The sequence below is a fragment of the Fulvivirga maritima genome (assembly GCF_021389955.1).
Lineage (GTDB): Bacteria > Bacteroidota > Bacteroidia > Cytophagales > Cyclobacteriaceae > Fulvivirga > Fulvivirga maritima.
Map to the genome: position 1 here is coordinate 6,347,957 of NZ_CP089980.1, position 14,420 is coordinate 6,362,376.

General features: G+C 37.6%; 14 protein-coding genes and 1 tRNA gene. 1 reads left to right on the plus strand and 14 read right to left on the minus strand.

Annotation, left to right across the window (positions count from 1 at the left end; genetic code table 11):
- Nucleotides 1-139: 139 nt before the first annotated feature.
- The 13 genes from LVD15_RS26570 to LVD15_RS26630 form a co-directional block, all read right to left on the minus strand.
- The gene (locus LVD15_RS26570) at nucleotides 140-1,816 is read right to left on the minus strand and encodes an AMP-binding protein (RefSeq protein ID WP_233778220.1); all 1,677 of its coding nucleotides are present in this window, start codon (nucleotides 1,814-1,816) and stop codon (nucleotides 140-142) included.
- A gap of 303 nt (nucleotides 1,817-2,119) precedes the next feature.
- On the minus strand, nucleotides 2,120-2,278 hold the full coding sequence (locus LVD15_RS26575) for a hypothetical protein (RefSeq protein WP_233778221.1): 159 nt from the start codon (nucleotides 2,276-2,278) through the stop codon (nucleotides 2,120-2,122).
- 383 nt (nucleotides 2,279-2,661) lie between these two features.
- Nucleotides 2,662-3,708: a protein-glutamate methylesterase/protein-glutamine glutaminase gene (locus LVD15_RS26580; protein ID WP_233778222.1), complete on the minus strand. Its 1,047-nt coding sequence runs from the start codon at nucleotides 3,706-3,708 to the stop codon at nucleotides 2,662-2,664.
- Between the two features lie 20 nt (nucleotides 3,709-3,728).
- Nucleotides 3,729-4,193, minus strand: coding sequence for a chemotaxis protein CheD (locus tag LVD15_RS26585; RefSeq protein WP_233778223.1), 465 nt, complete (start codon nucleotides 4,191-4,193; stop codon nucleotides 3,729-3,731).
- On the minus strand, nucleotides 4,193-5,074 hold the full coding sequence (locus tag LVD15_RS26590; protein ID WP_233778224.1) for a sensor histidine kinase: 882 nt from the start codon (nucleotides 5,072-5,074) through the stop codon (nucleotides 4,193-4,195). The genes LVD15_RS26585 and LVD15_RS26590 overlap by 1 nt, the downstream gene beginning before the upstream one ends.
- A gap of 6 nt (nucleotides 5,075-5,080) precedes the next feature.
- Nucleotides 5,081-7,102, minus strand: coding sequence for a chemotaxis protein CheA (locus LVD15_RS26595; protein WP_233778225.1), 2,022 nt, complete (start codon nucleotides 7,100-7,102; stop codon nucleotides 5,081-5,083).
- A gap of 3 nt (nucleotides 7,103-7,105) precedes the next feature.
- Nucleotides 7,106-7,471 carry a response regulator gene (locus LVD15_RS26600; protein WP_233778226.1) on the minus strand — a complete coding sequence of 122 codons (366 nt, stop codon included), beginning with the start codon at nucleotides 7,469-7,471 and terminating at the stop codon, nucleotides 7,106-7,108.
- A 21-nt stretch (nucleotides 7,472-7,492) separates the two neighbouring features.
- Nucleotides 7,493-7,795, minus strand: a complete 303-nt coding sequence (locus LVD15_RS26605) for an STAS domain-containing protein (protein WP_233778227.1) — start codon at nucleotides 7,793-7,795, stop codon at nucleotides 7,493-7,495.
- A 5-nt stretch (nucleotides 7,796-7,800) separates the two neighbouring features.
- The gene (locus LVD15_RS26610; RefSeq protein WP_233778228.1) at nucleotides 7,801-8,448 is read right to left on the minus strand and encodes a hypothetical protein; all 648 of its coding nucleotides are present in this window, start codon (nucleotides 8,446-8,448) and stop codon (nucleotides 7,801-7,803) included.
- Between the two features lie 531 nt (nucleotides 8,449-8,979).
- Nucleotides 8,980-9,702, minus strand: coding sequence for a 6-phosphogluconolactonase (gene pgl, locus LVD15_RS26615; RefSeq protein WP_233778229.1), 723 nt, complete (start codon nucleotides 9,700-9,702; stop codon nucleotides 8,980-8,982).
- Between the two features lie 14 nt (nucleotides 9,703-9,716).
- Complete coding sequence (zwf, locus tag LVD15_RS26620) at nucleotides 9,717-11,213, minus strand: glucose-6-phosphate dehydrogenase (RefSeq protein ID WP_233781014.1); 1,497 nt, start codon at nucleotides 11,211-11,213, stop codon at nucleotides 9,717-9,719.
- A gap of 41 nt (nucleotides 11,214-11,254) precedes the next feature.
- Nucleotides 11,255-12,664, minus strand: a complete 1,410-nt coding sequence (gnd, locus tag LVD15_RS26625; RefSeq protein WP_233778230.1) for an NADP-dependent phosphogluconate dehydrogenase — start codon at nucleotides 12,662-12,664, stop codon at nucleotides 11,255-11,257.
- Complete coding sequence (locus tag LVD15_RS26630; protein WP_233778231.1) at nucleotides 12,661-13,164, minus strand: RpiB/LacA/LacB family sugar-phosphate isomerase; 504 nt, start codon at nucleotides 13,162-13,164, stop codon at nucleotides 12,661-12,663. The genes gnd and LVD15_RS26630 overlap by 4 nt, the downstream gene beginning before the upstream one ends.
- A 276-nt stretch (nucleotides 13,165-13,440) precedes the next feature.
- Between LVD15_RS26630 and LVD15_RS26635 the strand changes: the two genes are divergently transcribed.
- Nucleotides 13,441-13,511, plus strand: a tRNA-Cys gene (locus LVD15_RS26635).
- 73 nt (nucleotides 13,512-13,584) lie between these two features.
- Here LVD15_RS26635 and LVD15_RS26640 read toward each other — a convergent pair.
- Nucleotides 13,585-14,109, minus strand: coding sequence for an ankyrin repeat domain-containing protein (locus LVD15_RS26640; RefSeq protein ID WP_233778232.1), 525 nt, complete (start codon nucleotides 14,107-14,109; stop codon nucleotides 13,585-13,587).
- Between the last annotated feature and the right edge of the window lie 311 nt (nucleotides 14,110-14,420).

The window sequence follows — 14,420 nt, forward strand, 5'->3', positions numbered from 1 at the left end:
CATTTTCTCATAATTTTTAATATTAAGGTTAGATGAACCCAAAAAGAGAATGCCCGGCTCTGAGGGCATATTTAAAAACATATATTACTACATTGTAACATCTTGTTTAAAAGACAATTATCCTAACGTTACTGAAGCATTAAGCCTGTTTAGTCTCTGCCTCTCTCAGTTCCCGCCTAAGAATTTTACCTACATTGGATTTAGGCAATTCATCTTTAAACTCAATTTTCTTAGGCCTCTTATATCCGGTAAGATTTTCCTTACAGAAATCTTTCAGCTCTTGTTCAGTAAGTGAATTATCCTTTTTCACCACAAATATTTTCACCACCTCTGTTGATCTCTCATCAGAGACACCAACAGCGGCTACTTCTGCCACCTTAGGGTGGTTGGCCACTATATTTTCTATTTCGTTAGGGTATACGTTAAAGCCTGAAACGTTAATCATATCCTTCTTACGATCTACAATTTTAAAGAAGCCCTCTTCATCCATCATGCCCATATCTCCTGTCCTGAACCATCCTCCCTCAAAAAAGACTCCTTCATTGCTTTTATTCCAATAACCAGTCATCACCTGTGGTCCTCTGGCACATATCTCTCCCACTTCTCCATCGGCCAATTTATTACCGTCATCATCAAAAACAGCCATTTCAGTACCTGGTGTAGGTAAACCTATCGTTCCCAGGTGGTGCGTACCATCTAAAGGATTTACAGAGAGTACTGGCGAAGTCTCGCTAAGCCCATAGCCCTCTACTAATGGAGAGTTAGTAATAGACTCCCATTTTTTAGCAACAGCATCTTGCACTGCCATACCTCCTCCGATACTCGTTTTTAAATGACTAAAGTCGATAGTTTTAAAATCAGCCTGATTCAAAAGACCATTAAACAAGGTATTTACACCTGTCATGAGCGTAAATTTATGCTTCTTTAACTCTTTAATGAACCCCTTCATATCTCTTGGGTTTGTAATAAGCACACTTTTAGCCCCTACTTTAAACATCAGCAATCCGTTTACCGCCAAGGCAAAAATGTGATATAAAGGAATGGCCGTGATCATTGTCTCTGGATTACCATCATTAAGAAGAGTAGAAAAACAATGGGTGACCTGTTGCGTATGAGCAACCATATTTTTATGCGATAGCTGAGCCCCTTTAGAAACTCCTGTAGTGCCTCCTGTATATTGTAAGAAGGCAAGGTCTTCACTCTTCATTTCCGGGCGAGTGTAGCTCATGTTTATCCCTTCTTTCAAAACTTGTTTAAAGCTTATTCCTTGCGGAATATGATACGAAGGCACCATCTTTTTAATGTGCTTAACCACAAAATTTACTAACCACCCTTTAAGGCCTCCAAATAGATCGCCTATCTCAGTAATAATAATGTTTTTAATAGGTGTATTTTGAAGCACCTTCTCTAAGTTACTGGCAAAATTGGCCACTATAATCACTGCTTTTACGTCAGCATCTTTAAACTGATGCTCCATTTCTCTAGGTGTATAAAGAGGGTTAGTATTTACTACCGTAAGCCCCGCACGAAGTGCTCCTATTAAAGCAATAGGGTATTGAAGCAGGTTGGGCATTTGTATAGCCACCCTATCTCCTTTTTGTAATTGAAATTTATTTTGTAGGTAAGCAGCAAAATCTCTTGACAGTCGATCTACATCTCCATAGGTAAGAGTGACATCCATATTTACATAAGCGTCACGATCTGCATATCTTTTAAAGCCATCTTCAAACATCTCCAAAAGAGATTCATATTCCAGTTTTCCTAATTCAACAGGCACACTTTTAGGGTAGCTTTTTATCCAAGGGAAGTCACTCATAAACAGTTTTATTTTATTCAATCGATTCCGAAAGTAGATAAAGATGCTAAAAAAAGGAAGAAATACCTTATTTTATAAAGATGTTTATTCAAAAAACAGCTTATAATTATATTTCTGGCTCTTTTTAAGAAAAAAAACCATGCAGACTTACCAACAATCTTTAAATAGATAGCGTGCTAAAACTGTTTTAAAAGAAGATATTTATAGTATGTTAGCTGTGGTGCTAAGGGAATGAGTCTGGAGACATAAGGTGTGTTTTTTAATTAAAGCCAAGTAAGTAAGTTTCGGGAATATATGTTCCTCCTAATTGTTGTTTACCAACCTTTCATTGCTAGGTTGTATTTCTGTTTTCACTATACCGTAATCTGCTGCTACTTCTTTTATCTCATCGGTATAGACTATGGCAAGAATTCCCAGAACGGGTAGAATTATGCCCACTATTTTAATGATCTTGTTTCTCATGTGATTAGGGTTTTGCTGAATTTGTTTTAAAGTTATAGACAAGAGGCCATTCAATTCAAGGGGAATTTTCCCCTATAACACATATGAATATTTATTTTTCAACACCATATTGTATTAATATATAAACGTTAGTTTATAAGCATTTGGTTCTCATTTCATCATAAACACCCGCTTATATGTCTATTAAGGCAATATTTCGCATTTTTAGACACATGAAGAGGCGTGTAATAAACACAAGAACTAAATTGACATTGAGCTGAAATCTAAGCCTCACAATTAGTTTACTCTCATTTTCATAAGAGCTTCCAACTCATTTCACGATATAAAGTTGCAAGGTTCATTCCAGCATGTAAGAAAGGGGAATACAAATGACAAAAAACGGATTAATATCCAGAGGTAAGACTAGAAACAAAAGGGGCAATTTTATCTAACGACATCACCTTTTCTGCGGCATTAAGTTTTATTGCTTCTTTGGGCATTCCAAACACAGTACAGCTCTTTTCATCCTGAGCAATAGTATATGCACCTGCTTCGCGCATGGCCAAAAGGCCTTTGGCACCATCTCCACCCATACCTGTCATAATTACGCCTACAGCATTTTTACCTACATATTGCGCAGTAGAGTTAAAAAGAACATCAACAGAAGGCCTATGCCTATTTACGGGTTCTCCATCAGTAATACTCACATAATAACGAGCTCCACTTCTTTTCACCTCCATATGTTTATTACCAGGAGCTATCAAAGCGTGGCCTTTTAGAATACTATCATTATCAGAAGCCTCCTTCACAGTGATTTTACAGATACTATTTAACCGATTGGCAAATGACTTTGTAAAAAGCTCAGGCATGTGTTGTACTATGACTATCCCGGCACAATCTAAAGGCATATTTTGGAGAAAGTCTAATAAGGCAATGGTACCTCCGGTAGAGGCTCCGATGGCAATTATTTTCTCGGTGGTACGCACCATACTCTTTCCTGCTGCCGGCACTGGAGCCGAAAGCTGATTAGCACTTAGCTTTTTGCGCAATACCACCGCTTTAGAAGCTCCTTTCACCACATCTATTATATGCCTCTCAGACTGTTCTATGGCATCTCTGCTAAATGATGATTTTTTTATAACATCTACCGCCCCCAGCTCTAAAGCCTGGATAGCCGTTTCTGTACCTCTTTCTGTAAGACTGGAGATGACTACCACAGGAATAGGCCGCTGAGACATTATTTTACGCAAAAAGGTAATTCCATCCATTCGTGGCATTTCTACATCCAGCGTTATTACATCAGGAATCTCTCTCGCGATTTTCTGAGCCGCGATAAAGGGATCAGCAGCAGTACCCATAACTTCTATTGAAGGATCTTTACTTAGGGTATGGCTCAGTGCCTGCCTCATCACTGCGGAGTCATCTACTATCAAAACCTTTATCTTACTCATCTTAAAAAATGTTCAAAGCGTTATTTTATAACGTATTTTAAAAAAACTTCACCAGTAATGGTATTAAAGAGAATTTTTCTGCCTTTCTCTCCTCCTACATTAGAGGCTATAATTGGGATTTTATGTTCCTGTAAAATGTCTTTGGCTACTTGTATATTATGCCGGGCAGTAGAGAAGTTAGTCTTTTCTCCATACTGAGAAGCTCCTCCAAATATTTTAGCGACTAGATTTCCTTTTTGAGCTCCTAAATTTAACATCCTGTTGATAAGCTTTTCAATAGCGATGTTGCCATATTTTGGAGATGCCAGCCCCTCTCCTTTCCATATGGGCAGCATATAATGGTTCATCCCTCCAAAAGCCCCGGCAGCATCAAACAAACATACTGATACACATGACCCCAGCACTGTTTGAACAATAGTGAATTTTCTTTCCGCATAGATAGCCGAAGACATTAAGAAATATTTTTCAGGCTCTTGAGCAATCATCAGAAAACCTCGTCATTACCAAATAAAAACTCATTCCAACCTTCCACTTTTGTGTCTGTCTCCTCATCATTTTTAACAGATGGTAATGTAATGCTAAAGGTACTTCCTTTTCCTTTGGTACTATTTATTTCTACTGTGCCACTGAGCAGTTCTACCATAGCCTGCGTTACTGATAAGCCTAGCCCCTGACCACGATGCTGCTTGGTAGTACCATAATCCAGTTGATAAAACCGATCAAAAATCTTCTTCTGATCACTTTTACTTAAGCCAATACCTATGTCTTTTACGCAAACCAGCAAGCTATCTTCCTTAAGCTCAGTGTATATTTCAACCTTCTGATCTGGCAAGCTGTATTCAATGGCATTAGAATAAATATTAGAAATGATCAGGTTAAACATAGCAGCATCAGTAGTAAATACTATTGGATTATCTCCACTGCTTTCTACCACACTCAATTTTTTTTCTTTGGCTTTAAACTCAAAAGAAGCCATAACATCCTTTATAGCGGAAATGATATCTATTTTGGCATATTCAGGCTCTATCATGCCAGCTTCCAGCTCTGCAGCCATGAATATATTTCGCATCTGAAAATCGAGATTAAAAGCCTCATTATGGATTAAATAAGCATGTCTTTTCAGCTTTTTCAAATCTATTTCTTTAGCCTGTAACAGAAAATCTGATATGCCCAGCACAGCAGAAAGCGGATTAGTGATCTCATTACGAATGTTGGACAAAAAATTAGATTTAAGCTGTTCTGATTGCTTTAATTGCTCTCCTAACTGCTCCACCTCCTGAAACATCTTCTCTTCCTGGTCTGGTAAAGAAGCTTTGACCAGCCTCTCTCTTAACTCATTAATCAGTTCTTCATTCGATAATTTCATAAGCCCCTACTGTTCTAATTTTAATTCTTTTCTATTGAGCTGATGCCGTATAAACCTCATCACATCTAGCACTAATGCTACGCTACCATCTCCCAGAATAGTGGCGCCACTAAACTCATCTTGAGTTTCATAATGATCTCCCAGCGGCTTCATAGCTGCCTGATATTGACCAATGATATGATCAACCGTAATACACACCGGAAACTCATCATAATTGAGCTTAATTACCTGAGTAATGCTACCTTGATAGGCCGCAAGACCAAAGCAAGCTCTGGTATTTAACACTGGCAGCATACTGCCTTCAAAAACATGCTTTTGACTTTCATCTTCGTCTATTTTTAAAGTATTTATCTCATAGCATCTATCTACAAAATCTAGAGGTATAATGTATTTGGTATCTGCTACTTGCACCAACATGCCATCTATGATAGAGAGTGTAAGTGGTAGCTTAATGGTAATAGTAGTACCCTTGTCTATTTGTGAAGCTAGAGTTACATCACCTTTCAAAGCCTCAATTTTTCGCTTCACTACATCCATACCTACTCCACGTCCTGAAACGTCCGTAACCTCTTCTGCCGTAGAAAATCCAGGCATAAAAATAAGTTCCAGTGTTTCTTTTTCTGTAAGCTGGTCTCCTGTAACAATAAGTCCATTTTGAATAGCCTTTTTCTTAATACTTTCAGGGTTGATTCCCTGACCATCATCTTTTATCTGAATATAAACATAGGTACCAGAATAGAAAGCATTGAGCTCCAACCTACCTTCAGGGGACTTCCCTTTTCGCACCCTTTCATCAGCAGGCTCTATTCCATGATCTATACTATTTCTGATAATATGCAGAATAGGATCACTTATATTTTCAATTATTGATTTATCTAGCTCCGTATCCGTTCCAGAAGCTATGAATTGGATTTCCTTGCCCAAATCATTACTCAGGTCTCTCACCAGCCTTTGAAAGCGGGTAACCAATACCTGAATAGGCACCAGACATATAGAAAAAGCATTATCACGTAGCCTGCGGGTAATCTTCTCCATGTTTTCCCCTAATTCAGTAAGCTCAACAATGCCCTTTTGCTCAGCAATAAGTGAAATCTGCGCCTGAGTAGTCACCAGTTCACTAACCAAATTCATCAGCTCATCAAGCTTATCAGATGATACCCTGATACTGCTTTCTGTTTTAGTAATTTCCTTTTTCCTGGTTTTTAAAGATTTTGAACCTTCATCGAGATGTAATTGAACAAGATCTTTAATGGCATCATAACCCAATATATTCTCATCTAATGTCTTGGCTTGCAAAGCATTGATAAATGGTTCAAAATCCAGTAAATTACCTCCGCAGATCATCTCCACTTGTATTTCGCATTGATCTTCTGCAAAAATAAAGACGTCATTTATTTCATCCTTGGGTCTTTCTGTAGACAATAGTACCTCAAATTGCGTATAGCATTTTTCGGGCTCTACATCTTTTAGAGCCGGCACCTCAGCCATAGAAGGCAAAATCATGCATTCGCCTAAAGCTGACAGGTCATCTATCAGATATAAAGGATTGGTGCCGTTCGCAAAAATGCTTTCATTTGGGGCAACATGAATATAATAGGTAGCCATTGATTGACCAGCGTCCTGGCTCTCCAATTCATCAGGAACAGCTTCAGTTTCAGTCATTAAAGACTCAATTTTAGCCAGTACTTCCTGGTGCTTTTCTCTGTTATAATCATCAGCTAACTGCTGATCCAGAAGTGAGTTTTTTAAATGATCTAAAGCTTCAAAGGTAACATCAAGAATGACTCTGTTCGCTTTGAGTTGATGATTTCTTATCTGATCGTAAATGGTTTCCAAATGATGGGTAACAGAACTAATGGTGTCAAAACCAAACATGCTACCTCCACCTTTCAACGAATGCATAGCCCGGAAGATCTCACTAATGCATTGCTCATCTTCAAAGTCATCTTCCAGGCGCAATAATGCCTGCTCCAGATCAGCCATGAGCTCTTCAGCTTCTTGCAGAAATGTTTTTTGAAACTTATCCATAGCCTAGCGGATCACTTTTTTCACTATAGCTATCAGTTTTTCCTGCACAAAAGGCTTTACTATCCAGCCGGTGGCTCCTACTTCCTTCGCCTTTTCCTTTTTTATAGTTTGAGATTCTGTAGTCAGCAATAAAATAGGCACGGTGCTATATGCTTCATGTGCCCTTACTTTTTTAATAAAGTCAATGCCATCTAAATTTGGCATATTCAAATCAGTAATAATTAAATCAACCGGTCTGCCATTGAGCTTATAGGTTGCATCTTCACCATCAAAACTTTTAATCACTTTGTACCCTGCATTTTCAAGCGTCATCTCTACAAGATCTCTGATACTTTCAGAATCATCTACAATCAAAACTGTTTTACTCATGAAATATCTATAGTTTATACCTTAAAGGAAAAGTGAAGAGAACCCAGTATTATCAATCAGCTGCTGCTCGGCATCTTCCATATTTGCCTGCATATGAAAGTGTATATCAGAAGACTGACAATATTTTCTAAACGCCCATATCATTTGTATCGCACACAAGTCTACCCCTTCTATTTCCTCTAATATAAGCTCTACTTTTTTTTGGTAAATAGGTAATTCGGCAAGCATTTGTTTGATATCTTCAGCATATCTCAATGTAAGTTCTCCACGTATTTTCACGATAAGACTATCATTCTCGTCAAAAATCTGTACTTGTGGCTTCATCTCTTCTAAAAAAAATCTACTGAAGATGTACTTCCTATCCCTTGTCTTAATGAAGCCACTATTTCTTCGGTGGTGATTTCACTATTACCTAAATACATGTCTAAAACCATGCGTTCAGACATAGTAGAATATAATTTATACAACATTTCCTTCTCTTGCTGTATATTTAAAAATTGATACTTATGACATTGGTCACAAATTATATCTAAGTTCTCCTTCAAATTTTTGCTGTACATAGCCACTACATCCATGAACTCCTTTCGGATAGTGAAAGTCGGATCTATCTGCTCAAGCATGCCATTAATCTTCTCTAACTTCTCCTGCAGCCTCACTACTGCCACTTCCACTTGTAGCCTGCTTAATTCAAAAACGGACCAACTTTTATCTGGGCTGTCTTCATTAATAAGCTTTGGATCATTAATATTAATCTTAGCATGAATCTGCTTTATATGATCCACCTTTTGCGTGAGCAGATCCAAATATTGTAACTCTTCAACTATACGAAAAACCAATCTCTCATGCCTCTTGGCTCCTGCAAGCATTGAAATGTAAATCTTTACATAATTGCATATGTAAAGAAACTCAGACCTGGTAACTCTAAGTAAATCATTTAGGATAAGGTCAATTTTGCTTAGATGACATTGTACATTCATATCTTTCTATCTCTTACCAGTTAAACATGTCACAAATACAAAACAACGGTGCAGATGAAAGATAATACAAAAGCTACCTAACAGGATTTTTCATTCCTATAAATAGGTTTGTACTACAAGAGGCGTAGGGAATTCAGCAAATAGGCATGCCTATTACTAATTTTTTGGTTGGTGGTTGATTGCAGGTTGTTGGCTCCTGTTAGAATAAAACTTCAGCGCACTTAACTTATAAGAGAAAGTACACTTGCAGGTAGTTGTTTACCCTTTTTATTACCTCAAATTACATAGCTCGTGTTATTTTCACTAACACCTTATTTTATACATTAATATACTAAATCTTTCTGAGGTAAGCATCATGAGTAATGTTTTTTATCTTTTTACTAGTTTTTTAATTAATAATCTATGTTTAAACAAATATTAATTTACCTTTAGCCGACTAACATTAGCCCTCTCTAAGATGATATAAACAACATTTCAACGAAATAACTAAAATAAAAAAGGCCATCTTAGTAAGATAGCCTTTTCTATTTATCAGTGTTTTATCTGCTTGGCCGCAGCCTCATCTAGATACCAGACCAGGTTACCCTTTTCTGGCTTAATGAGTTGCGAAGGATATTCTGTAGGTTTATAATCACCTTCAATTACTGATTTTAATGTCTCAGCTTTTCCCTCTCCAAAAGCACCAAAGAATATATTTCTGGCTTTATTTATAAAAGGAGCAGTTAAAGTTATCCGGTCTGACTTCAGCTCGGCATTATAACCCTTATCTACCCACTTATCCTTTTCATTAATCACTTCTGTACCTGGAAAAATAGAGGCTGTATGACCATCTCCTCCCATTCCTAACAGAATGAGATCAAAAGCAGGCTCTTCACCAGCAAAATGTTCCTTTAAAATGCTTTCATATTGCTGAGCCCCTTCTTCAGGATCGTTTCTACCATCCATTCTAAAGATATTCTCTTCAGGAACAGGCACATCATTCAGCAATAATTCAAATGCCATTTTCGCATTATTATCCTCATGATCAAAAGGAACACATCTTTCGTCTCCCCAGAAAACGAAGGTTTTATCCCATGGAATTTCATTTACCAATGGCTCCTTAGCCAGGAGCTGATAAAGCACCTTAGGGGAGCTACCTCCTGTGAGAGAAACATTAAACCTGCCCCTCTCCTTTACGGATTCATTAGCTATATTTTTAAATTCCTGTGCCATCGCTTCACTGGCCTCTTGTTGAGAACTATATACTTTAATCATAAAATAACTTCTTTTTAGACATTAAGCCATGAACGGCCATCTCTTTCTAACAGATCATCAGCTTTTTGAGGGCCCCAAGATCCGGCAGCATAGTTAGGGAAGTCTTTTTCTTTATTATTCTCCCAGTAATTCAAAATCGGCATTACTATTTTCCATGCAGCCTCAACCTGATCCGCTCTCATAAATAGAGTAGAGTCTCCCTGCATTACATCAAGCAATAAGGTTTCGTAAGCTTCAGGTGTAGCTTCAGTGAAAGCATCATCATAATCAAAGGTCATTCCTACCTTATTCAAAGACATTTTTAAACCTGGCTTCTTAGCCTGCATACATAATTTAATACCCATAGTAGGCTGAATATGTATGGTAAGCAAGTTAGGCAAATTGGTTGCCTCACTAGGGAAAAGCTTATGAGATACCGGCTTAAACTGGATAGTAATAGAAGTATTCTTTTCTGGCATACTCTTACCTGTTCTTAGATAGAAAGGTACGTCTTTCCATCTCCAGTTATCAAGATACACTTTCATGGCAGCGTAAGTCTCTGTATTAGACTCCTCGCCTGTGCCTTTGGCATCTCGATAGCCTTCTATTGTTTCTCCCTCTACCACGCCTTCAAAGTATTGACCCCTTACGGTATCTTCCTGTACTTTTTCATCAGTAGAAAATGGCCTTACAGAATGCAGCACATCTACCTTTCTGTTTTGGATTTCATCTGCCTCATAGGTAATAGGTGGCTCCATAGCTACCATACATAGCAGCTGCAGTAAGTGGTTCTGAATCATATCTCTAAGTGCTCCAGACTTGTCATAGTAGTTACCTCTATGCTCTACCCCTACGGTTTCCGCCACAGTTATCTGCACACTATCAATATAATTTCTATTCCAAAGCGGTTCAAATATGGTATTCGCAAAGCGGAAGGCCATAATATTTTGAACTGTTTCTTTACCTAAATAGTGGTCAATTCTGTAAATCTGACTTTCTTTAAAGTGCTCACGCAACTTCTTATTTAAATGCTCGGCAGACTCATAGTCTCTTCCGAAAGGCTTTTCTACTACTATTCGGCTATTTTCTATACTATTAGCCACTCCTGATGTACTGATGTTTTGAGCAATAGGCTCTATAAACTGAGGAGATACTGATAGATAGAAGATTCTACTCGCCTTAGTTCCCCATTTTTCATCATAGGCATCTAACTCTTCAGCAAGTCCTTTGTAAGATTCAGGGTTAGTAAAATCAGCTTTATAATAGGTAATACTGGAAGAAAGTCTGTCCCAGTCTCCGTTACCTCTAAAATCTCTTCTTGAATGCTTACTCACTCCATCCTTCAGAAGCTCTCTAAGATCTTCTGTGGTCCTTTCATGGTGACTAACACCAATCATGGCAAAATTATCAGGCAACCAAGAGTCAAGCATCAAGTTATATAATGCAGGCACTAGTTTCCTTTGGCTCAAATCTCCAGACGCACCGAAAATCACTAACACTGTAGAGCCAGGTTTTTTTGTGGATTCAATCATGTTCACAATGAAGAATATTTATATAATGTTAATATCAAAATTTATTTCCAGATGGTATGAAATACACCCTCTTCTCCTATTCTCTCATAAGTATGAGCACCAAAGAAATCTCTCTGAGCTTGAATAAGGTTAAGAGGCAGCCATCCGCTTCTATACAAATCAAAATATGAAAGCGATGCCATAGTAGCAGACATAGGTATGCTTGCGTCTACTCCCATTTTCACACAATCTCTAATATCACTTTGGTAAGCATTTAACTTTTTAGCAAGGTCATCATTAACCATTATATTTTTAAGAGAAGGATCAGCTTCAAAAGCCTTACGAAAATCTTCTAACATGGCTGCACGAATAATACATCCTCCCCTCCATATTTTAGCCACTTCAGCTATCTTCACCTCGTAGTTGTATTCATCACTAGCCTTTTTAATCATAGCAAAACCCTGAGCATAGGCTGTTATAAATGCAAACTTCAGTGCATTTTCCACCTTACCTATCACTTCTTCTTTACTTGCATCAAGCTTATATTCTTTAGCAGGGAATATTTCTCCGGCAGCTTCTCTTTCTTCTTTTATTGCTGAAATATCTCTGGCCACCACTGCTAGATCTATGGTAGGCGCGGGTACCTGTAAGTCCATAGCATTTTGAGAAGTCCACTTTCCTGTTCCTTTTGATCTTGCTCTATCAAGTATCTTGTTAAGAATCAATGTTTCTCCATCCTCATCTTTCTTGGCAAAAATCTCAGAAGTAATCTCTATTAGGAAAGAGTTAAGCTCACCTTTATTCCATTCTGTGAAAACATTTTTCAGCTCCTCATCAGAAAGTCCTGCACCAGATTTCAGCAAATGGTAAGCCTCAGAAATCAACTGCATTAAGGCATACTCTATACCATTGTGAACCATTTTTACGTAGTTTCCAGCGCTTCGATGACCTATAAAAGTCACGCATGGTTCTCCGTTAACTTTAGCTGCTGCTGCTTCTAAAATGGGCTTAATAAAATCATAAGAAGCGGCACTGCCACCAGGCATAATACTTGGTCCTCTACGAGCTCCTTCTTCACCTCCAGAAATACCTACGCCCATGTAATGAATGCCCTTCTCTGTAAGTGCATCATATCTCCTATTCGTATCAGGAAAGTATGAGTTACCTCCATCCATAAGCAAGTCTCCTTTTGACAAAAAAGGAGTTAGCTCAGCGATAACAGAATCTACTGGCGCACCAGCAGGCACCAACATCATAATTTTTCTAGGTGATTTTAATGAAGAAATAAATTCTTCTGCTGAGGTAGTAGCCTTTACATGATCCTTATCGGCTTCTTCTGTCAATGAAGCTACCTTTTCTATATCTTTATCAAGACCTATTACACTGTAACCACTATCAGCTATATTTAATAATAAGTTTCTTCCCATTACTCCAAGACCTACCATCCCGAAGTCGTAACCTGTATTACTCATTTCTTTAAGTATTTTTCTTCTGTTTGAATTAATTTTTGTAATCTTCTCTCGAACCTTCCTTCGCCAATGTAACTGGCACCTAAAAAGGCGTTGATAATCTCCATTACTAAAGCAGAGCCAATAACTCTACCACCTAGACAAAGTACATTCATATCATCATGCTCCACGCCCTGATGGGCAGAATATGTTTCCGTGATTAGGGCCGCCCTTACACCGGGTAGCTTGTTAGCAATGATAGAGGCTCCAACACCACTACCACAAATGGCTATTCCTTTATCTACTGTTCCTGCTGAAACAGCCTCAGCTAAAGGCAATATTCTGTCAGGATAATCATCATTATTATCCAAAGCATCTGCCCCAAAATCTTGAATTGTATATTTGTTGGTGATATCTAGGTTAGAGGTAATCAGTTTCTTCAGTTCAAAGCCGCCGTGGTCGGCTGCTATTCCAATTTTAAGCATAGCAAAAGTTAGTTCGTTGCTAATTATTATACTCCTCAAAGTAAAAAAAGGTTTTAAAATAAGTAATACACTTCTATTAATTATTTCAATAAGAAAAAGATTCTATAAATCAGATTTAATAATTTGAAATACTACAAAAGCATTTTACTTAGTGCGCATTCACTTGCAGCAAGCGTGATTTAAAATCCAAATTAATTTTATTAACCGCTCTTTTTCAATAGGTTACGATGTATTACATAAAGAATGAATAAATATTTTGACCTAAGGTTGTATGGATATGTGTTTATTTATAGATTTGCACTCCTAAAACAATAAGGCGCTGTGGCCGAGTGGCTAGGCAGAGGTCTGCAAAACCTTGTACAGCGGTTCGAATCCGCTCAGCGCCTCAAGTAATTTTAAAAAGCCTCTGATTATCAGGGGCTTTATTTTTTTTATAATCTTTTATACTGAGTAACTTACTTACACTAATTTTCCATAAACATTTCTGCGGTTTTCCATTAAATCAACAATAGCCAAATCGCTCTGTTCATGACAGACCAACTTTGCTAAATCATAAATAGTAGTACCTCCATTATGCGAATGATCTATATTGGCGCCATGCATTAATAGTAAGCCAACAGCTTCTAAACTAAAAGGGTGATTTTGAAAAGTCAACCTTAAAGGTGTTTCTCCATCTTCAGAAACAGGATCCACATCAGCACCTGCCTGCAAAAGGCATTGGATCACTGGCACACTCTTCACCCTAGCGGCATAGTGTAACGGGGTATAGCCATACACATCCACACTATTTACTTCTACTCCTTTATCAATAAGGTATTTGATCATATCTACTTTTGGAGTAATTGAAACAGAGACCAATGCTCTGTGCAGCAGATTCCAACTCTCCTTTTCTGTAACATTATGTACATCATAGCCTTGCTGAATTAATCCTTCTAATTTATCAATATCTCCTTTTAATATCGCCCTTGAAACTTCTCTACTCATTATTGCATCAATCTTTACTCAGCGTACGGTCATATACTGAGCTTAATTAAACATCAATCAAATATAATATTTTGAGTTTCTTCAATTTCAAACTAATACTAAAAGAATTAGAAAGGCAGTTGAAAATCAAATAGACACCTGTCATCTATTTTGTCTTAATAGAATCCCTATTCTATAAGCTGGATTTTATGTAAGTTTTTCTACTATTTTAAAGTATCCTTAGTGACCTTAAATGCAAGTTATTAATCATCCTTGTAGACTCTACTCATCTAATAGATCAAAAAAAATGGCTCTTGATTATTTTTCAAGAG

Coding starts and splice junctions, on each gene's coding strand:
- LVD15_RS26605 (WP_233778227.1), bottom strand. CDS start 7,795: ATGAAGCCACAAGTACAGATTTTTGACGAGAATGATAGTCTTATCGTG.
- LVD15_RS26585 (WP_233778223.1), bottom strand. CDS start 4,193: ATGATTGCTCAAGAGCCTGAAAAATATTTCTTAATGTCTTCGGCTATC.
- LVD15_RS26575 (WP_233778221.1), bottom strand. CDS start 2,278: ATGAGAAACAAGATCATTAAAATAGTGGGCATAATTCTACCCGTTCTG.
- LVD15_RS26570 (WP_233778220.1), bottom strand. CDS start 1,816: ATGAGTGACTTCCCTTGGATAAAAAGCTACCCTAAAAGTGTGCCTGTT.
- zwf (WP_233781014.1), bottom strand. CDS start 11,213: ATGATTGAATCCACAAAAAAACCTGGCTCTACAGTGTTAGTGATTTTC.
- LVD15_RS26595 (WP_233778225.1), bottom strand. CDS start 7,102: ATGGATAAGTTTCAAAAAACATTTCTGCAAGAAGCTGAAGAGCTCATG.
- LVD15_RS26580 (WP_233778222.1), bottom strand. CDS start 3,708: ATGAGTAAGATAAAGGTTTTGATAGTAGATGACTCCGCAGTGATGAGG.
- LVD15_RS26590 (WP_233778224.1), bottom strand. CDS start 5,074: ATGAAATTATCGAATGAAGAACTGATTAATGAGTTAAGAGAGAGGCTG.
- LVD15_RS26610 (WP_233778228.1), bottom strand. CDS start 8,448: ATGAATGTACAATGTCATCTAAGCAAAATTGACCTTATCCTAAATGAT.
- LVD15_RS26600 (WP_233778226.1), bottom strand. CDS start 7,471: ATGAGTAAAACAGTTTTGATTGTAGATGATTCTGAAAGTATCAGAGAT.
- LVD15_RS26640 (WP_233778232.1), bottom strand. CDS start 14,109: ATGAGTAGAGAAGTTTCAAGGGCGATATTAAAAGGAGATATTGATAAA.
- pgl (WP_233778229.1), bottom strand. CDS start 9,702: ATGATTAAAGTATATAGTTCTCAACAAGAGGCCAGTGAAGCGATGGCA.
- gnd (WP_233778230.1), bottom strand. CDS start 12,664: ATGAGTAATACAGGTTACGACTTCGGGATGGTAGGTCTTGGAGTAATG.